The sequence below is a fragment of the Verrucomicrobiota bacterium genome (assembly GCA_039027815.1).
Classification (GTDB): domain Bacteria; phylum Verrucomicrobiota; class Verrucomicrobiia; order Verrucomicrobiales; family JBCCJK01; genus JBCCJK01.
The window spans coordinates 48,475-68,584 of record JBCCJK010000002.1; the positions used below are offsets into that span (position 1 = coordinate 48,475).

At 61.2% G+C, this 20,110-nt stretch carries 14 protein-coding genes; all 14 read left to right on the forward strand.

Translation table 11 applies throughout. The annotated features are described in order from the left end of the window. The first annotated feature begins 119 nt into the window (after positions 1-119). Positions 120-1,676: a glucose-6-phosphate isomerase gene (locus AAF555_01450; GenBank protein MEM6910222.1), complete on the forward strand. Its 1,557-nt coding sequence runs from the start codon at positions 120-122 to the stop codon at positions 1,674-1,676. A gap of 13 nt (positions 1,677-1,689) precedes the next feature. Then, positions 1,690-4,482 carry a [protein-PII] uridylyltransferase gene (gene glnD / locus AAF555_01455; protein MEM6910223.1) on the forward strand — a complete coding sequence of 931 codons (2,793 nt, stop codon included), beginning with the start codon at positions 1,690-1,692 and terminating at the stop codon, positions 4,480-4,482. 55 nt (positions 4,483-4,537) lie between these two features. Continuing rightward, positions 4,538-7,096, forward strand: coding sequence for an FtsX-like permease family protein (locus tag AAF555_01460; GenBank protein ID MEM6910224.1), 2,559 nt, complete (start codon positions 4,538-4,540; stop codon positions 7,094-7,096). Then, positions 7,093-8,184: a lipocalin-like domain-containing protein gene (locus AAF555_01465; protein ID MEM6910225.1), complete on the forward strand. Its 1,092-nt coding sequence runs from the start codon at positions 7,093-7,095 to the stop codon at positions 8,182-8,184. Before AAF555_01460 ends, AAF555_01465 begins: the two co-directional genes overlap by 4 nt. Before the next feature lie 184 nt (positions 8,185-8,368). Then, entirely contained in the window at positions 8,369-8,512 is a 144-nt protein-coding gene (cutA, locus tag AAF555_01470; GenBank protein ID MEM6910226.1) for a divalent cation tolerance protein CutA, read from the forward strand. A 187-nt stretch (positions 8,513-8,699) separates the two neighbouring features. After that, positions 8,700-9,968, forward strand: a complete 1,269-nt coding sequence (locus AAF555_01475; protein MEM6910227.1) for a hydroxymethylglutaryl-CoA reductase — start codon at positions 8,700-8,702, stop codon at positions 9,966-9,968. Between the two features lie 53 nt (positions 9,969-10,021). Continuing rightward, entirely contained in the window at positions 10,022-10,933 is a 912-nt protein-coding gene (locus tag AAF555_01480) for a UbiA family prenyltransferase (protein ID MEM6910228.1), read from the forward strand. Further along, a complete protein-coding gene (locus tag AAF555_01485; GenBank protein ID MEM6910229.1) occupies positions 10,930-13,326 on the forward strand; it encodes a PEP/pyruvate-binding domain-containing protein in 2,397 nt (798 codons plus the stop codon). Before AAF555_01480 ends, AAF555_01485 begins: the two co-directional genes overlap by 4 nt. After that, complete coding sequence (locus AAF555_01490) at positions 13,323-14,417, forward strand: DUF3419 family protein (protein ID MEM6910230.1); 1,095 nt, start codon at positions 13,323-13,325, stop codon at positions 14,415-14,417. The genes AAF555_01485 and AAF555_01490 overlap by 4 nt, the downstream gene beginning before the upstream one ends. Before the next feature lie 43 nt (positions 14,418-14,460). Next, the gene (locus tag AAF555_01495) at positions 14,461-15,693 is read left to right on the forward strand and encodes a hypothetical protein (GenBank protein MEM6910231.1); all 1,233 of its coding nucleotides are present in this window, start codon (positions 14,461-14,463) and stop codon (positions 15,691-15,693) included. Beyond that, positions 15,690-16,634 (forward strand): GNAT family N-acetyltransferase, encoded by a 945-nt coding sequence (locus AAF555_01500; GenBank protein MEM6910232.1) that lies wholly within the window; start codon positions 15,690-15,692, stop codon positions 16,632-16,634. The genes AAF555_01495 and AAF555_01500 overlap by 4 nt, the downstream gene beginning before the upstream one ends. Next, the gene (locus AAF555_01505) at positions 16,631-18,163 is read left to right on the forward strand and encodes an AMP-binding protein (protein MEM6910233.1); all 1,533 of its coding nucleotides are present in this window, start codon (positions 16,631-16,633) and stop codon (positions 18,161-18,163) included. Before AAF555_01500 ends, AAF555_01505 begins: the two co-directional genes overlap by 4 nt. Positions 18,164-18,250: 87 nt before the next feature. After that, positions 18,251-19,414 (forward strand): ParA family protein, encoded by a 1,164-nt coding sequence (locus AAF555_01510; protein ID MEM6910234.1) that lies wholly within the window; start codon positions 18,251-18,253, stop codon positions 19,412-19,414. Positions 19,415-19,421: 7 nt separating this feature from the next. Further along, positions 19,422-19,889 (forward strand): hypothetical protein, encoded by a 468-nt coding sequence (locus AAF555_01515; protein MEM6910235.1) that lies wholly within the window; start codon positions 19,422-19,424, stop codon positions 19,887-19,889. The last annotated feature ends 221 nt before the right edge of the window (positions 19,890-20,110 follow it).

Consider the following 20,110-nt stretch of genomic DNA (forward strand, 5'->3'; position numbering starts at 1 on the left):
GGATCGAAGTGGCTATCGGCGGGACGGAGCTAGCCCATTCATACGACCAATGAACGATTTAGGCAGATTTCTGGCAATCGAAGACTGGCCAAGCGAAATGTTCGATCGTAGGGCGAGGGATGAGTTCCTGGAACCGTTACCTCGATTGTTTGGTCCGCTACGAAGACCTCGGCTTTTCTCTCGACTACTCCCGCATGAGCTTCGGGGAGGATTTCTTCCATGCCATGGCTCCGGCTTGCGAGCGGGCCTTTTCTGATATGACGAAGTTGGAGGCGGGAGAGATCGCCAATCCAGACGAGGGGCGCATGGTGGGCCACTATTGGCTGCGTCGTCCGGACTTGGCTCCCAGCGAGCTGGCGGCCGAGATCGAAGCCGATTTGGCCAATGTGAAGGCCTTCGCGGCTGCCGTGCACCAGGGGGAAGTGGCGACCCCTGCCGGCCAGAAGTTCACGCGGGTCCTGCTGGTGGGGATCGGGGGTTCCGCGCTCGGCCCGCAGTTGGTCACCGAAGCCTTGACCGGCCATGACGCGGCGCTTTCGATTTCCTTTTTCGACAACACCGATCCCGACGGGTTTGATAAGATCCTGGCGGCCATTGGGAGCGAGTTGGCTACCACCTTGACGGTCGTGATTTCGAAATCGGGCGGCACCAAGGAGACCCGCAACGGCATGCTGGAAGCGGAAGCGGCCTACCAAAGGGCGGGCCTCGACTTTCCGAAATACGCGGCTGCCGTCACGGGAACGGGCAGCCAGCTCGATCAGCACGCTCAGTCTCAAGGCTGGATCAAGCGCTTTCCCATGGCGGACTGGGTCGGAGGCCGGACCTCGGTCATGAGTGTGGTGGGCTTGGTCCCAGCGGCCCTCCAAGGGGTGGACCTGGATGCCTTTCTCGCGGGGGCCGCGGCCATGGATGCCAAGACGCGGACCCTGCCCACTCAAGAAAATGCCGCTATGATTTTGGCGCTCATGTGGTTCTACGCCGGGGGAGGGCGAGGGGCCAAGGACATGGTCGTCCTGCCCTACAAGGACCGCCTGGTGCTCTTTTCGAAATACCTCCAGCAACTGGTGATGGAGTCCTTGGGCAAGGAGCACGATCTCGATGGCAAGCTCGTTCATCAGGGAATCGCGGTCTACGGGAACAAGGGTTCGACCGACCAGCATGCCTATGTCCAACAGCTCCGGGATGGAGTGAACAATTTCTTTGCGACCTTCATCGAGGTCCGCGAGGCCCGGAGTGGCGAGTCCATGGAGGTCGATCCCGGAGCGACCAGCGGCGATTACTTGCAAGGATTCCTCCGCGGGACCCGCTCGGCCCTCAGTGGCAGTGGTCGCGAGAACCTGACCTTGAGTATCCCACAGGTGGATGCCGCCAACCTGGGGCTTTTGATCGCTCTCTTCGAACGGGCGGTCAGCTTCTACGCCAGTTTGGTCAACATCAATGCCTACCACCAACCGGGAGTGGAGGCGGGCAAGAAGGCCGCCACGCAATTCCTGGATCTGCTCGGCCGGGTCAAGGGCGCCCTTCGGGCGGAGGCCTGCCCAGCGGAGACGGTGGCGGAGGCTTTGGGGGCCGAGACCGAAGATGTCTACCACTGCCTGACTCACTTGGCTGCCAATGGGGTGGCGGTGCGGCAGGCAGGAGCGGGACCAGCGGAAGACAGCTTTTCGCTCGCCTAACGCTCTTGGGTTGATGTCCCCAGACCGGGAAAAAGGCAATCGAGCGAAAGTCCAGGCCCACGCCAGTGAGCAGCTTCTCCCAGCCAAGAAGCGGAGCCGCTCGCGCACGGAGCTGATCCGCGTTTACAAGCGGTTCCTCAAGCTGGAGGAATACCGCATCCGGATGGCTCACAAGGCGGGCGAGGGAGGGATCGAGATCTGCCAGCGACGCTCCTCCTTGCTCGATGTGGTCTTGGTGAATCTCTTCGAGACGGCGCTTTTGGAGGAGAATGGGGGCAAACGCCAAGTGGCCCACATCGCCATGGTGGCCACCGGAGGCTACGGCCGGGGTCTTCTCAATCCCTCCAGTGACATCGATCTCCACTTCATCGTGGGCTCCGCCTCGCTCCCCAAAAGCACTCAGGACTTCATCGAAGAGATTCTCTACATGCTTTGGGACGTGGGCTTCAAGGTGGGGCATGCCACCCGCACGCTCAAGCAGACTCTACAGCAAGCCAGTGCAGATAACCAGACCAAGTCTTCTCTCATCGAGGCGCGCTTTCTTTGGGGCAAGCAAGCGCTCTTTGACTCCCTGCAAGCAAGCTTTCGCAAGAGCTGCATCGACCGCAAGGAGGCCGACTACTTGAAAATCCGCGTGGACGATATCCGGACCCGTCGCAAGAAATGGTTCAATACGGTCTTCTTGCAGGAACCCAATGTGAAGCAGAGTGCCGGGGGCCTGCGCGATTACCAAAACATGATCTGGATCACCTGGGTCAAGCGCAACACGCTCGATCTTCAGGTCTTGGTGGAGGAGGGCTATCTGGCCGAGCGGAGTTTCAATGAATTGCAGCGGGCCTATGACTTCCTTCTGCGAGTGCGCAATGAGCTGCATTATGAGTATGGGCGGGGCAATGACCTCTTGACCCTCCAAATGCAGGGCGTGGTCGCCAAGAATTTCGCCTACCCTCAGCACACCATCCTCCGGAAGATTGAGGCTTTTATGCGGGATTACTACACCCACACGCGGGCCTTACTTCATCATGTGAACGCGGTCTTGGATGCCTTCCAAATCGAGGTGGAGGAGGAAGAGCGGGAAGGTTTTCGCGGGCTCTTCTCCCTCAAAAACGCTCGGGAAGAACACTTTGATGGGTTCTTCTCCCGCGAGAGCCGGATCTTCCCAGAGCACGATGAGATCTTCTTTCAGGACCCCGGGCGCATCATGCGGGTCTTCCAGCACACCCAGCTCCGCTACCTGCGCTTCTCGCCCGAGCTGGTGCAGCTCTTCACGGCGCAGCTGCTGAAGGTCGATCAGGAATTCCGCTACCACGCCGACCACCGGGCCGTTTTTGAATCGATCCTGAGCCGCAAAGGCGAGGTCGGTCCGACGCTTCGCCGGATGCATCGGCTGGACTTTCTCGGTCGCTACCTCCCCGAGTTTGGAAAGCTGACCTGCCTGGTGCAGCACGAGTTCTTCCACCGCTACACCGCGGACGAGCACACCCTCCGCTGCATTGATGAAATGGATGGCCTGCTCGACACCGATCACCAAAGCCTCGGGCTCTTGCAAAAGCTCTTCCGCGACTTCCCCGAGCCCTTCATCCTCTACCTCGCCCTCATCCTGCACGACACGGGCCGGGCCGAGAACGTGCGGCGGCACGAGGACGGCAGCGCCATGCTAGCCAGCCAAGTGGCCAAGCGCTTGCAGATCAAGTCGGATCGACGTCGCCTGCTCATGTTCCTGGTGGATCACCATCTGACCTTTTGGAGAACGGCCACCACCAAGAACATCGACGACCCGGAAGTGGTCATCGAGTTCGCTAAGATCACACGCAGCCAACTCCATCTCGATGCGCTCCTCATTTTCACCTACGCTGATTCGAAAGGGACGAATGAGGAAGCCTGGTCCTCTTGGAAAGAGAGCTTGATGCTGCGGCTCTATCGTCACACGACCGGCTACTTCGAGGACCAGCAGGCTTTTCACAGTCGCTTCAGCCGGCCCTTGGCCGAGGTCCGCAAGGAGGTGGACCGCCTTTTGCCGGAGACCTTCGCGGCCGAGACCAAGGCGCATTTCGCCTACATGCCGGAGCACTACTTTTACCGCCCGGATTCGGAGGCCATCGCCCGCCACATCCGCATGGTGAAAGAGCATCGGGACCTCCTCGAGTCGAGCGGAGAGGCTTGCGTCACGCCCTCCATCACTTGGGTCGAACACCCGAACCGGGGAACGAGTGAGCTGCTGGTTTGCTCGGAGGAGAGGGAGCTGCTCCTGGCGAGCATCGCTGCGGCTTTGGCTGCCCAGAACCTGACGGTCATGCGGGCGGACATTTTCACCCGAGTGGATGGACTGGTGCTCGATATCTTCCACGTCCGCACCACCAACTTTGAGCCGGTCCGCTCAAAGCGAATCCTCCGCCAGTTCGAGGCGGATCTCGCGAAAACCTGCCAGCCGACCGAATCGCTTTTCGGTGACCTCTTGCAGCGAGCTTCCGGGCATGTCCGGACACGTAAGGTGGGCCTGGTCGGCTTTCCCCAGCGGGTCTACGTGCAGACAAACGACCCGAAGGTCACCACGGTGGAAGTCCAGGCGCAGGACCGGATTGGACTGCTTTTCGATCTCTTCTTTACCCTGCGGACTTTGGATCTGGAAGTGGTCCAGGCGCGGATTCACACTGAAAAAGGGGCGGCTCTCGATAGCTTCTCCATTTTGGACGAACGGCACGAGCCCCTCAAGGACGCGGTCAAGCTGCAAGCGGTCCAGTCGGCGCTCGAAGACGCCATCGGGATCGAACATGAGGCGGCTCATCAATCGCCGCCCCTTTCCTGAGCGCGGCGCACCGGAAGGAGGGTTCCAGGCTGCCCCGGGGTGCGTAGTTTTTCCGGTGCTCTGGAGTCTTTTCCAACTGCTGATCCTGCGTCGCCTCCGGGATCGTCCCCTGGTCAGTGTTCTCACCGTGGTGAGCATCGCGCTGGGAGTGGCGGTCTTCCTGGCCATCCGCATCACCAACACCAGCGCGACGGCGGCCTTTCAATCGACGCTCGACGTGGTGAGCGGTCGCAGCCACCTAGTGGTCTCCGCCCGGACGGAGGACTTGGATGAAGACTTCTTCCCCCAGGTGGCCCAGGTCGAGGGCATCGCGGCCGCCACTCCCTTGGTGGAAGGCTATGCCGTGCTTCCCGAGCACCCCGGGGAGTACCTCCATCTCTTCGGGGTGGATCTGTTCACGAACGCCCCCTTCCTCCCGCCTCAGACCGAAGAGGGCTTTACCGGGGAGTTCGACACCGAAGCCTTTCTTTCCCAGGCGGCCACCGTCTCGCTGAGTGAGGCGATGAGGGAACGCTGCGGCTTGGTCGAAGGGGAGGCCGTCTTGCTGGAAATCGATGGCCGACGGGTTGAAGTCCAGGTCAGCGCGATGGGCTCCGAGGCCTTTTTGGGCAGTGGCCAATCCAGTCACCAAGCCATCATGGACATTGGGTGGGCCCAAGAACTCTTGGGCCGGGTGGGAGGGCTTTCCTCTGTCCAAGTCCGGCTGGAAAATCCCCGGGAGATCGACCTCATGATCGAGCGCCTCCGCGGTCAACTGGGCCAGGCCAATCTGGCCATCGCGCCGCCCGAAGCCCGCAGTCGCCAGGTCGGGAACATGCTTTCGGGCTTCCAGCTCAACCTGACCGCGCTCAGCTTGATCGCCCTCTTGGTGGGGGTGTTCCTGGTCTACAGCACTTCGGTGGCGTCGGTGGTGCAACGTCGACCCGAGATCGGCACGCTGAAAAGCCTCGGCGCCAGCCCGGCTCAGATTCGAGGCCTCTTTCTGGGCGAGGCTCTCTGCTTCGGAGCGCTCGGGATCGTTTTGGGCAGTCTGGGCGGAATTCTCCTGGCGCGGGCGCTCACGAGTGCGGTGGGAGAGACCATCAGCGCGCACTACTTGCTCCTCACGATCGAGAACTTGGCTCTGGCGCCGACGGACTTCGTCTGGGGCGCGCTGGCGGGCTTGACGGCCTGCGTGGTGGGCAGCCTCGCGCCGGCCGCAGAGGCGGCCCGGGTCGATCCGGTCCAGGCCTTGCATCCCGGTCGACTGCAAGAGCGCCAGCTTGGACGGGTGGCGGGTATGGCCCTTTGGGGCTTGCTTCTCATTGGCTTGGCCGGGCTGCTGAGTTGGCTGGCGCTGGAAACGGGTCCGCCTTGGTTAAGCTTCCTGGCTTGTCTCAGCCTGACCTTTGGCTGTGCCCTGCCTTGCCCCTGGGTGGCAGATCGTTTGGGCAAGGGGATTCTCCGCAGCTCGCTCGTCTTCCCGGTCTCCCTTCAGCTCGGGTTTCAGACCTTCCAGCGTTCGCTTCATCGGAGCGGGGTCACCATCGCGGCCCTCATGACGGCCCTTGCCATGACGACGGGCGTCACGTTGATGATCGCCAGCTTCCGCGACACCGTGGGCACCTGGATCGGCCAGAGCATGCACGCCGACCTCTACCTGACGCCCGCTGCCAACGAAGTGCTCGGGCTGCAATCCCTCTTCCCCACCACGCTCTACCAGAAACTCCAGCAGGCCGAGTGGGTCGAGAAAACGGAGACCGTCCGCGAGGTCCCGCTGACCTTGGTCGATGGCGAGGCCACCACGCTGCGGGTCATCGATGCCCGGGATGGCAACCGCTATCGCTTTCTCGGAGGCGACCACTTGCAGAAGTTCCAAGCGGCCCAGGAGGAGGGGGCAGTCATGGTCTCAGAGGCCTACGCGAGGCGCTTTCAGGTTGGCGAAGGCGATTCGATTTGGCTCCCCACGCCGCAGGGGGAGAGGGAGTTCCAGATCGCGGGCGTTTACTTCGACTACTCGGATGACCGGGGTCGCATCGTGCTCTGGCGGGAGCACTTCCGCTCGCTCTGGCAAGAGGATCGTTTTCACTCCCTGTCCCTGACCTTGCGCGGCCCTCTCCCGCCGGAGCGGGCGATCGAGAAGATCCGGGAGTTGGCGGCGGGAGAGGGGGCGCTCCAGATCTACTCCAATCGAACGCTCCGGGAGCGGGTCTTTGAAATCTTCGACCAGACCTTTGCCATCACGTATGCGCTGCGGGGGGTCGCGCTCGTGGTGGCGGTCTTGGGGATCGTGCTGACGCTGACCACGCTTATCCGAGAGCGGGCGCGAGAGGTCTCCGTCCTGCGCTCCCTCGGCGGCAGCCCCTGGCAGGTGCAAGCGCTCCATTGGACGGAGGCGGGTTGCATCGGACTGGTCAGCAGTCTGGTGGGGGTGGGGTGCGGTTTTGGGCTGGCGCTCATTCTGACCTGGGTCGTCAACCGGGCCTTCTTCGGCTGGACCATCCAGTTTGCCCCCAATCTGACCGACCTCTTGCTGACACCGCTCGCGGCCACGTTGGCGGCCATCGTGGCCAGCCTCCTCCCGGCCAAGGCCGCCGCCAGCCAACCCATCGCCTCCTCCCTCCGAACCGAATGAAATTCTGGCTGCTCCTCCTTCTGAGCCAGGCCCCCCTGGGGGCCCTCGCGACCGAATGGCCCGAATGGCAAAAGGCCCTGCCCGGTTGGGAATACCAATTCCCGGCGGACCACTACGCCCACGACGCCTTCAAGACGGAGTGGTGGTATTTCACGGGCCACCTCGCGACCGAGGAAGGGCGCCCCTACGGTTTTCAGATCACCTTTTTTCGCCAAGGGCTGCGACCGCCCGGTTCGGTGGCGGTGGCCTCCCGCTTTGTGCGGGATCATTTCCAGTTTGGACACTTCGCCTTGAGTGATCTGCGGGCGCGAGCGTTCTGGTACACGCAGGAGATCGATCGAGGGGCCTTCGGCGGCTCGGGTGTGGGCCGGCCCGGTTCAACCCAGCTCGTTTTTCTGAAGGACTGGGAGCTTCATCTGACCGAGGACGGCGGCTTTCACGTTATCGCGGAGAGCGAGGGACGGCGGCTGGAGCTGACTCTGCGTCCGACGCGAGGGCCGATTTTCAACGGCCAGAATGGAGTCAGCCAAAAAGCGGTCGGTCTCGGCAATGCCACCCATTATTACACCTTTCCGCGACTCCAAGCCACGGGCACGCTGGTGGCGAAGCCGGGTCGGAAAGCGGAGTCTGTCTCGGGCGAAGTTTGGCTGGATCGAGAGTGGGGCTCGAACCAACTGGCCAGCAACCAAGTGGGCTGGGATTGGTTCTCCCTCCAATTCGCCAATGGCGATAGCCTGATGCTCTACCAGCTGCGGCAGTCCGATGGGAGCGCCGACCCCATGTCGAGCGGGACCTGGATTCCCCGCGAGGGGGAGCCAATCCACCTCAAGAAAAACGACTTCGATTTGCTCCCGCGCCGGACCTGGAAAAGCCCCCGGACCGAAGGGGAGTATCCCATCGATTGGACCCTGCGGGTGCCCAGCCAAGGGGTGGATCTGGAAGTGAAAGCGGTCTTTCCGGCACAGGAACTCGTCTTGGAGCCGATCGGCTACTGGGAGGGCGTGGTGAAGGCCAAGGGAAGCCATGAGGGAGAGGGCTACCTCGAGATGACGGGCTACGCTGACGAGTTGGAAACCCTTCAGGATTAGGGGCTGAGGAAGGTTTTCAGGACTTTTTTGCCCTTTTTTGGGCCGCCGCGTGCGAGGGTCGGGCGGCTTCCTGTAGGGCCTCAAAAACGTTTTCCAACAGACCACGCTCTTCGATCAGGCGAAGCAACAATTGCTATCGCTCTTCTGATCTTTTCGGATCTCGCGACAGCGCGGCACGGCTCTCGTGGAATCTCAACTCGCGACGCGCGTGAATTTGCTGCCTGCTGCGGAGTCGATCTACGTGTGGGAGGGGAAGATCCAGCAGGAGGGGGAGATTGTGGCCATCGCCAAGACCGCGATGGAAAAGAAAGACGCGCTGGAGTCTTGAGTCTTATCTGGCCACCTACCATCCCTACGAAGTTCCCGAGCTGGTGCTGCTGCCCATGGCAGATGGGGGTGGGGAGTCTATGCGATGGGTGCGGGGTGCCTTGTGAAAGAGGCTGTGCAAGGGGCGTATGGCCGCCGACTGCAGGACAGACAACTTGCCGCTTTCGGGGAATCAACGACTCTGTTCCATGGACAGCGGAAAACAGGGGCTGACGCGTGATTATGTCCGAGAGCTGCTGGGTGGTCGCGATCCCGAGGAGGTGGCAGAGCAGTTGTTGCCTCACGGGGGGGATGCTCCACGTTCGTTTTGGCCGAGTGCTTCGACAGATCCTTCTCGTGTGGAGCGTTTGTGGAAGCGGCTAGGGGCGACTTCCAACCCCGCGCTCTGGGATAGCTGGACGCAGGCGAATGCAGGAGCCTTTGCCGGGAATATCGAGAATTTCATTGGGACGACGAAGATTCCCACGGGGATCGCGGGGCCGCTCCGGGTGAACGGCCTGCACGCGCAGGGAGAGTACCCTATTCCCTTGGCGACTTCCGAGGCGGCGTTGGTGGCGAGCTATCATCGCGGGATTTGCCTGCTGAATGCGGCGGGGGGCTGCTCGGCGATGGTGGTCTATGAATCGGTGGCGCGCGCGCCGGCCTTCCTCTTTGATACCATCGGGGATGCGGGGCGGTTTTTGGTTTGGGTGACGGAGCAATTGGAGGCGCTGAAGCGTGTCGCCGGGACTACGACATCGCATGGAGAGTTGCGGGATGTGGCGGTGACAGTGGAGGGCAATCATGTGTATCTCTCGCTAGAGTTCTTTACCGGTGATGCGTCCGGGCAGAATATGGTCACGATCGCGGCGGAGGCGGTTTGTGCCTTTATCGATCAAGAGTCTCCGGTGCCGATTCGAGCGATGTATGTCGAAGGCAATCTTTCCGGTGATAAGAAGGCGAGCGCGAAAGCCTTCACGGATACGCGGGGCAAAAAAGTGACAGCAGAGGCGGTGTTGCCGTCGGCCTTGGTGGAGAAATTTCTGCATTGTTCGGCTCAGGCGATGACGGAGTACTGGCGGGTGTCAGCTGTGGGTGGAGTGCTGAGCGGAACGCTGGGGGTGCAAGGCCATTTTGCCAATGGCTTGGCGGCGTTCTATCTGGCGACGGGTCAGGATGTAGCTTGTGTGGCGGAAAGCGCAGTGGGTGTGACGCGATTTGAGCTGACGGAGGGCGGAGACCTCTATGCGTCGGTGACGCTGCCCGCGTTGATGATTGGCAGTGTGGGCGGCGGGACAGGATTACCAAGTCAGCGAGCGGCACTGGAGCTTCTGGGATTGTCGGGAACGGGGAAGGCGCGGGCCTTGGCGGAGGTTTGCTGTGGGACGCTGCTGGGTGGGGAATTGTCGATCATTGGGGCCTTGGCGGCTGGAGAATTCACCCGCGCACACCAGAAGCTGGCGCGAAAACATTCCTAGAATCAATGATTCTATCCAAATGATCGATTGGACTGGGCTGCTTGCGGCGAACTATGATCGAAGCCATGCAGAAGTGGTGGATGTACCAGAAGGAGCGTTTTCCGCTCGCGGCGCATGGCCCGTTGGTCTTGGCGTTCAGCGCGGGAGCGGTAGCGTATTCGGCGCTCTTGACGGGGGTGGCGGAGGTGCCTTGGCGAGCTTGGGTGGTGGCTTTCGGGGTTTGCTTGCTTTTCTTCCTGCAGCTGCGGATTGCGGATGAATTCAAGGATGCGGAGGAGGATCGGCGTTGGCGTCCGTATCGGCCGGTGCCGCGTGGGTTGGTATCGCTGGGTGAGTTGCGGCTGATCTTCATCCTGTGCGCTTTACTCCAAGCAGGGCTTGTGGTTTGGCTGCACGTGGGATTGCTGTGGGGTTTATTTTTCGGCTGGGCGTATCTTTCGCTTATGAGCGTGGAGTTCTTCGCTCCGGAATGGTTGAAGGCGCGGCCGATTACGTATTTGTGGACCCACATGCTCATCATGCCGATCGTGGATTGGTTCGCCACGGCCTGCTTGTGGCTGCCGCTGGGCAAGCCGCCGAGCTTGGGGCTGACGTGGTTTCTGGCGGCGAGTTTTGCCAATGGTCTGGTGATCGAGCTGGGGCGGAAGATACGTCGTGTGGAGGATGAGGAAGAGGGTGTGCCGACGTATTCGAAGCTCTGGGGGGCGGGGCAAGCGCTCCGCGTTTGGTGGGGTTGTCTGCTGGCGGTAGTGATATTCGCGCTGTTGGCGGCGTGGTATGTGAGTGGTATGGTGACGGCGATTGTTCTTTTACTGACTGGACTGGTGGCTTGTGGTTTTGCGACGCTTCGCTTCCGCCGAGGTTCGTCCGGCAAGGTGTTGGAGGGGGCGGCCGGGTCGATGACGATTGCGCTGTATCTCGGAGTGGGGTTGGCCCCTTTGTGGTTGCAGGAGGTGGTGCGATGAAAATTCGTTTTCCAGAAGAGATCTCGGGTGACCATCCGCTGGGCGGGAAAGCGGCGGCCTTGGTGGCTTTGGCGCAAAGCGGATTGTCGATTCCGCCATGGTTTGTGGTGCTGGAGGGCAGGGAGGAAGTGGGGTTGCCGGAGGCTTTGGCGCGTTTGGGTGGCGAAGTCTTTGCGGTGCGGTCTTCGGCGGGTGATGAGGATGGGGCCAGTGACTCGTTTGCGGGACAGTTTGATAGCTTCTTGAATGCGCCGCCGGAGCGGGTTGCCGAACGGATCGAGGCGGTGCGGGCGAGTGGTCGTGCGGCTCGCGTGGCGTTGTATCGCGAGAGCCGAGGTCGTGAAGAACCCCGTTCCATGGCGGTGCTGGTGCAGCGGATGATTCAGGCCGAGAAGGCAGGAGTGGCCTTTTCGGCAGATCCCCTCAGCGGTCGGCGCTCCCTGGTGCGTCTTTCGGCAGTGCGCGGCTTGGGGGAGGCTTTGGTTTCCGGTGAGGCGGAGGGTGAGGATTGGCAGGTGGCGGAAGAAGCGGAGCGTGTAGCGGGGCCGGACGTGCTGCGCGAGCACGAGGCGATGCAGGTGGCGGATCTGGCGCGGGCTTGCGAACAGTTCTTCGGCGTGCCGCAGGATATTGAGTGGGCCTTCGATGCGGCGGGGAAACTCTGGCTCTTGCAATCGAGGCCGATCACCACGCTCGGGCAGTTGCCGGACCCAGAGGATACGCTTCGCGTTTGGGATAACAGCAACATTGCGGAGAGTTATTCCGGTATCACGACGCCGCTGACCTACTCCTTTGCCCGTAAAGCTTATGCAGAAGTGTATCGCGCGTTCTGCCGGATTCTTCAGGTGCCCAAGCGACGGATCTTCCGCAGTGAGGCGGTCTTTGAGGAGATGATCGGGCAGGTGCGGGGGCGGGTGTATTACAACCTGCTGAGTTGGTATCGCGTGCTGGCGCTCTTGCCGGGCTTTTCGCTGAATCGCGGCTTTATGGAGCAGATGATGGGCGTGCGCGAGCCTTTACCTGAAGAGCTGGTGGAGAAGGTGATGGTAGAGGCGAAAACACATCCTGTGGCGGATGCCCTGGCGTTGGGGCGGACTTTGGCTGGCGTGGTCTGGGGGCAATTTACGCTGCGTGGGCGGATTCGTGCGTTTTATCGTCGATTGAACCGAGCGCTCGCTCCGTGCGATCCGGGTGCGATGCGTGGAGAGGAGTTGGCGGCGGCGTATCGCGATCTAGAGAAACGACTGCTGACGCGCTGGGACGCGCCGCTGGTAAACGACTTTCTGGCGATGATCGCTTACGGGGTTCTGAAAGGGCTGGCGAAAAAGTGGGCCAAGGATGCGGGTGGTGATTACGCGAATCGCTTGGTCTCACGTGTTGGTGGTGTCGTGAGTGCGGAGCCTGCTAGGCGGATGCGGGAAATGGCCGCTATGATCGAAGAAGAAACGGCGCGGTTTCTGATTGATTCCGAGCAGCCCTGGCAACGGCGGGAGGCTCGATTGCGCGAGCTGGAAGAGGTAGGCAAGGCCTACCAAGCCTACTTGGATCGTTTCGGCGACCGTTGTCTGGAGGAGTTGAAGTTGGAGAGTCGGAACTTACGTGATGATCCTTCGACGCTGTTGGCCGGTATCGGAGCGTTGGCTTTATCGCCGCGCGAGCCTTCGGCGGAGGAGTCCCTGGAAGAGAGAAGAATCGAGAACCCGTTCGGGCGCTGGATTTTCCGGCGCGTGGCCGAATGGGCAGTGGCGCGGGTCCGGGATCGGGAGAATCTGCGATTTGAGCGGACGCGGGTCTTTGGTCGTGTGCGGGATTTGGCGCGAGCTATGGGACGACGGTTGGCGGCGGATGGTCGATTGGCAGATGCGGAAGATGTGTTCTTTCTGGAGATGGAGGAGGTGGTGGGGGTGTTCGAGGCGAGGAGAGCAGGAGACGATTTGCGCGGGATGGCAGAGGAGCGGAAGCGGCTTTTCAGAGAGTATCGCGAGCAGCCAACGCCGCCGGACCGTTTTGAAACCCGTGGCCCACTTTGGCGAAATGCCTTGCAGGCGGAACTGACCCATAAAGTGCTGGAGGGAGATTTGCGAGGTACGGGGGCTTCGCCGGGTGTGGTGCGTGGAAAGGTGCGCGTAGTGGAGAATCCGCAGGGAGTAACGTTGCGGGCGGGAGAGATTTTGGTGGCGCGACAGACTGATCCCGGATGGATCGTTTTGTTCACGGCGGCGGCGGGTCTCCTCGTCGAGCGTGGCAGTGTGCTTTCGCATTCGGCGATTGTCTCGCGCGAGCTGGGACTGCCTTGCGTGGTGGGCTTGACGGGAATTTGTGAAGCGCTGCAGGAAGGCGATGAAGTGGAACTAGATGGAGCCAGTGGCGTGGTGCGCCGATTTCCCTCGTGAGCAGCGAAGTGCAAGAACACGCGGCCTTCGATCGCATTCGCTATGCGTTTCCCTGGGAGGATGCGGAGATACTGGTGGCTGCCTTGCAACCAAGGGGGAGGCGCTGTCTGAGCATTGGAGCATCGGGCGATAATAGTTTGGCTCTGCTGGCAGCGGGGGCGGAGTCGGTCTTAGCCGCAGAGCTGAATCCGGCGCAGATTGCGTGTCTAGAGCTGCGTGTGGCGGCGTTTGGTTGTTTGGAGTGGCAGGAGCTCTTGCAGTTGCTGGGCGTGCGAGCTTGTGGGGATCGGGCAGTTTTGTATCGGCGTTGCCGGGAGGGGTTGTCCTCGGAGGCGTGTGCTTTCTGGGATGCTTGTGATTGGGAAAAAGCGCGCAGTCCGGCGAGTGATGGAAAGTTCGAGCGCTACTTCGCGATGTTCCGTCGGGTGGTGCTGCCCTTGTGCCATTCCCGTAGACGGGTGGCGGAACTGCTGGAGTCGAGAAGTAGGGAGGAGCGTCGGCGCTTTCACGATGAGGTCTGGGACAACCGTCGCTGGCGGGCGCTCTTTGCGGTGTTCTTCTCGCGTCGCGTGATGGGTTGGCTGGGCCGCGATCCGGCCTTTTTTCGCTATGTGGAAGGCTCGGTAGCGGAACGGATTCGTGGGCGGGTCCGTCATGCCTTGGTGGAACTGGATCCGTCCGCCAATCCCTATCTTCGGTTTATTCTAAACGGCGCGTATGGCGATTGTCTGCCACCAACATTCCGAGAGGAGAACTTCCCGCGTATTCGCGAAGCCTTGGCTGAGGGGCGGCTGGAGATTCATCGAGGGCCAGTTGAGGGTGTGAAAGAAGCGAGGTTCGATGCTTTCAATCTCAGCGATATCTTCGAGTACATGAGCGCGGATGCTACGGAGTCTGTGCTGCGGTCTTTGCTATCGCGGGCGAGGGGGGGAGCTCGATTGGCTTACTGGAACATGCTGGCACCGCGAAGCCGACCGGAGTCGTTGGCGCATCGGTTGCGACCTTTGGAGGAGGAAGCGGCGCGTCTCTTTCAGCGTGATCCGGCGTTTTTTTACAGTCGCTTTGTGGTGGAGGAGGTGACGGATGGCTGATGCGATCGGCATGGCGGGGGTGCTTTTGGGAATGGTGGCTTGGATGGCGCTGGTGCCGCGTTTTGGTTGGTCGCCGGAGTTATCGAGAAAAGCGGTGCATGTCGGACTCGGGCTGGGGTGCCTGGGATTTCCGTGGCTTTTTTCTTCGCCGCTCTCGGTCTGGATTCTGGCCGGTCTGGCTGTGGCGGTGCTGGCGGGGCTTCGTCGGCTGGAGCTGGGCAAGGCGCTGCATGGCGTGGAACGGCAATCGCTCGGCGATCTGTTGTTTCCGCTGGGCGTGGCGACGGTCTTCACGACGGCGCGTGGCGATGCCATGGCCTTTGTGATTCCAGTGGGGATTCTGGCGCTGGCGGATGCGGTGGGCGCGGTGGGTGGTGTGCGATACGGGAGGGTGTCCTATACGACCTGGAAGGGAACGAAGTCGGTCGAGGGTTCGGCGCTCTTTTTCCTGACAGCATTTCTGCTGGCGCATCTCGGCCTCTTGCTGGGGACGGAGGAGACGCGGTGGACCTGTGTCTTGGTGGCCTTGGCGATCGCTTTGCTTGGTATGGTGATCGAGGGATTGCTGGGCGATGGGTGGGACAATTTTGTTTTGCCAGTGGGGCTCTGGTTGGTGCTGGATCGAGCGTTGGAGCGGTCGCTTTTGGGGCAGGTGGTTTCGGTGGTCTTCGTGGTGGCGCTCTTCGCTCTGGTGCTACTGCTGCGCCGGTCGAGTAGTCTGGATGGCGGCGGATTGCTGGCGGCGGTTCTTTTTGGCTATGCTTGTGCGACGCTGGGGGGCGCGACGTTCCTATGGCCGCCCCTGGTATTGTTCGCGGTGCATCTTGTGACGACGCGCGCCATCGCTGATCGCAAGAGTCTACAGCATGGGCTGAGGGAGATCGCTGCGGTGGCGGCGCCGAGCTTGGTCTGGTTGCTCTTGTATGAGTTGAACCTGGTTTCCTATGCCGGTGCGCTGGCCGGGCATGTTCTGGCGAGTGCTGTGCTGCTCGGGCTGATGCATGTGGGCACGCGACGTTTTTTGGGGCTGTCGGGCGTGGGCTGGAACTTGGGTCTGGCGAAGCCTTTGCTGGGGTTGCTGCTGCCTTGGCTGGCGTTGCGCCGTTTTGCATGGGATGGCTGGCTCGGGGTGATTTTCGGGCTGTCGGGGCTCGTGGGCGCGATGGTGGTTTTTTATCGTTTCGGCTGGCGCAGGGCAGGCAATGGCTGGAACTGGTCTTGGAAGGCCGTGGCGGCGGGAGGGGTTTCCCTGGGGGCGTTTCTTTTGCCGTTATGAAGCCGGACCTTTTTCTGCGAGACGAGTTTCCGGATGGAGAAGCGCCCTACGAGGCGGCGCAGCAAGGTGCGGATGCGTGGTTGTGTGTGCCGGGGGCTCATTGCGGCTTGTGGTGGTCGAAGGTGCCTGCGCTGCCGGGGCGTCGAATGGGTTGTGTGGGTGCGTATGCGGCGGTGGAGCGGGAGGCGGGGCGCGGATTGCTGGAGCAGGCGGTTGCGCTTTTGGGGGAGCGCGGGGTTGAGGCCGTGGTCGGTCCCATGAATGGCAACACCTGGCGACCGCATCGGTTGGTAGTGGAAAGCGATGGGCGTCCTCCGTTTTTCCTAGAGCCTCGGAATCCGGAGGCGTGGGTGGAGGATTTTCGGATGGCAGGCTTCTCCGAGTTGGCGACCTATAGTTCTTCGGAGGTGCCGTTGACGGAGTCGCCGGATTTGGGGCATATTGAGAATCGATTGGCTGCACGAGGTATTCAGTTTCGCTCGCTTGATCGGAATCGCTTCGGCGGGGAGCTGGAGAGGATTTTTGCTGTTTGCTTGGAAGCGTTTGCGCAGAATTATCTCTACACGCCGTTGGAGAGGGAGGAGTTCCTGGCAGCCTATGGGAAGATGGCTCCTCATGTGCGACCGGAGCTGGTAGCTCTGGCGGAGAGAGAGGATAGATTGGAAGGATTTTTGTTCGCCTTGCCCGACTTGGCGGCGGTGCAAGCGGGTCGAGAGCCTTCCCTGATTCTGAAGACGCTGGCGGTGCGACCGAAACGTGACTTGGCGGGGCTAGGCAGTGTGCTGGTGTCGCGGGTGCAGGCGGCGGGTCGGCGAGCAGGCTTTCGTAAGGCCTTGCATGTGATGCAGCACGAGAACAATGCCTCGCGAAGACTCAGTTCGCGCTTTGGTGACCAAGTGTTTCGACGCTATGCTCTTTTTGCCAAGGAGGTGACAAGATGAATCTGTCGATTTTGCTCGATGACTGGGCGGAACGCGCTCCGGAGAGAGCGGCGCTGGTGGAATCCCGGCCTCGACGGCGTGTTGTTTCCTATCGTGAGTTGGCGGAACGGGTGCGTGGGTTTTCGGGGGAATTCCGGGCGGCGGGACTGCAGCCAGGGGACGGTGTGGTGATTTTGCATCCGGTTGGGATCGGGTTTTATGAAATTCTGTTAGCTGCCTGGCGCGCGGGTCTGGTGGCGGTGATTGTAGATCCTTCACGTGGGCCGGATTTTGTGAATCGCTGTTGCCAACGCCTGCGTCCTAAGGCGCTGGTGGTGAGCCCATTAGCGGGCTGGCTGCGTATGCTTTATCCGGCTTTGCGACGGATTCCCGTTGTCTGGCAGGCGGGAGGATGGAGTCCGAGGGTGAGGCGATGGGTGCCGGCGAAAGGCGTTGAGGCAGAAGCGGTGGAGTCCACGCATCCGGCTTTGGTCACGTTTACCAGCGGCACTACGGGTGGGCCGAAGGCAGCGGTGCGATCGCAGGGCTTCTTGCTGGCGCAGCATCGCGCCTTGGCTTCGTCGATTTCGCTACGGGAAGGAGAAGTGGATTTGATCACGCTGCCGGTGTTCGCCATTGCGAATTTGGCATCGGGGCTGACTTCTGTCATTGCGGATATGGATCTGCGTCATCCGGCGCGGGTCCAGGCGGAGCGGATCATCGCGCAGGTGGCCGTAGAGCGGGTGACTCGTTGTGCTGCTTCGCCAGCGTTGTTTCAGGCCCTGTTACGAGGAAAGGCGTTCCCGGCATTCCAGGCCATTTACACGGGCGGGGCGCCTGTCTTTCCGTCTTTGTTGCGAGCACTTCGGGAAGCTCGTCCAGAGATGTCGGTGTATTCGGTGTATGGTTCGACCGAAGCTGAGCCGATGGCGCATGTGGAAGAGGGTGAAATCGAGGAACGAGATTGGGAGAGGATGCGTGAAGGACGGGGGCTCTTGGTGGGAAAACCGGTGCCGGAGGTGCGGTTGGCTATCGTCGAGGATAGAGGAGGTCAGCCTTTGGCGGCGATGACGAAGGGGGAGTTTGCTCGCCTCGTGCGTGGTCGGGGGGAGATCGTTGTAGCAGGCGATCATGTGCTTCAGGGCTACCTCGATGGCGTGGGTGACGAGGAGACGAAGTTCCGTGTCGATGGCGAAACCTGGCATCGGACTGGCGATGCGGGTGTGTTGGATGAAAGGGGGCGTCTCTGGTTGCTGGGTCGGCTGTCGGCAGGCGTGGAGGTGGAGGGGCGGTATTGGTATCCCTTTGAGGTGGAGGTGCGCGTCGATGGTTTGGAGGGCGTGGCTCGAAGCGCGTTTGTGGAGATCGGAGGGAGGCGCTGGGTATTTGTGGAAACGATGGCTGGGGCTTCCCTCTGCGAAGGGCAGGTGCGGGCAGTGTTAGGAGAAGTGCCGGTGGATGAAGTGCGTTTGGTGAAGCGGATTCCTGTGGACAATCGGCATGAGGCGAAGGTGGATTATGTGAAGTTGAGAAGATGGCCGGGAATGTAACTCTTGGCGTTTTCCGGGTTGGAAGAATGGGTTCTCCCCCTTTTTTGCTCCCGATTTCGGTGCGGGTCGTGCTATTCTTTGTGGCGCATGGAGATCCTTCTCGAGATCCTTTCCTTTCTGCGGTCCCAGCCGCAGGCGGCCGCTTTGGGCTTCGTTCTGGGGATGGCAGCCGTTTTGGTTTTCCTCTTTGGAACGAAGTTGGGCAAGGGGCTGGCCCACTGGCTGACGGGTCGCACCCAGCGGGCGCTCAGGAGGGAATTGGAAGCGCTCAAGGCGCGGATTGCTGAGACCGAAGAAGTCTTGGACCACGTGAAAGATCTCTCGAAGTCGATCTGGATCCAGCGGCCCGTGAAAGAGGGCGCGCCGGAAGCCCGCCCTTTGGAAGAGAAGTCCGCTCGCATCATTTCGGTCTTCAATCTCAAGGGCGGAGTGGGGAAAACCACCCTGACCGTCAATCTCTCGGCCGCGCTTTCCAAGATGGCCTTGACGCATCTGGGCGAACGAGAACCGCGCATCCTGATGGTGGATGCCGATTGGCAAGGGACGCTCACCGCGGGTTGTCTCGAGGGCCGGGATTACAGGGAGCTGGTGGCGACCAAGCGGATGACGGATCGTCTTCTGGTGAATGACCCCGAGTTCCCACTGGAGGTGGCCCATGCCACCCATCCTGTGCCCGGGCTCGAGCTAGTCCGCCTGCTGGGAGCGAACGGAGATCTCGGAACCCTGGAAGAGATCCAACTTCTCAAATGGGCCATCGGAGAAACCGAGCATGACCCGCGCTTTGCCCTCCGCCGTTGGTTGCAGTCGACCGCTGTGCAGGAGTATTTCGACTACATCCTCATCGATTGTCCACCCCGGCTGAGTGCCGCTTCGGTGGCGGCCTTGGCGGCATCGGACTCGGTCTTGGTGCCAGTGGTGCCAGACGATTATTCCATGAACGCCGTGCCCATTCTTCTGAAAAGCCTCGGTCCTCTTGGTAACAAATTAGGCGTGCAGCTAAAAATCGCCGGGGTGGTCGTCAACCACGCCCCTCCCAATGGCCTCACCATGGTGATGGAGCGCAAGTTGAAGCAGTTGGAGAACGATCTCGAAATCGTTTGGAAGCAGCGGGTGGGGGTCTACTGGCAGGAGGAATGGGTCATTCGGCGATTCAACGGAGCTGCCTTGGAATCGGGGCCTTTCCCGGGTTTGCACTCGACGCAACGAGCCACCTTCGACGCCTTGGCCGAAAAGGTGGCTTCCATCACCTAGGAGAGCGATGCGACTAGAAAAACTCATCCGAGCCCTGCGAAAGACGGCCGCCCAGGTGCAAGCCGGCGGGAAGCGCGCGGAGGCCACCCGTTTCAACAAGGTGGCCGATGTCTTGGACGCTTACGGCTTGGGTCCGAGCAAGATCGAGGATCTCGGAAAGGAGTTGCAGGCGAGAGCCCCCAAAAAGCGGGCCCCCAAAAAGAAGGCAGCCCAAAAGAAAACCGCCCGGCCGCTGGCGGAGCTGGTGGAGGGAGTGGTGGCTGGCTACCGAGCGGCCCAGGAGAAGGCCTATGCCAAGAGTCTCCGGGAAGAGGATTTGGCGGTCCTCAAAAAGACAGCCAACCAGCCCACGCTCCCGATCTTGCGGCAAGCCTTTCAGGAACTGGATCTTTCCATGCCGAGGACAAAACGGGCGGCGGTCGAGTTTCTTTGTGAATCCGTGAGGGAAAGCCAGCGGCGGGCCAGCCGGTGGTAGTCTACGAACTAGGTCTTTTGCGAGTTATACCAACCTCCAGAATTGGCTGGTATAATGGAGGGAAGGTGTTGTGGGGAAGAGGCGCTGAAGCGCGGGGAAGGAAGAGCCGGTGTCTTTCGAGACAGCGCTGGGTTGCTCCTCGGTTACGGTGCCTGCACCGCGCCCTCGTCGCGCCTTGGTCTGGCCCGAAATCCACTCGGCCATTCTACCAGCCAATTCTG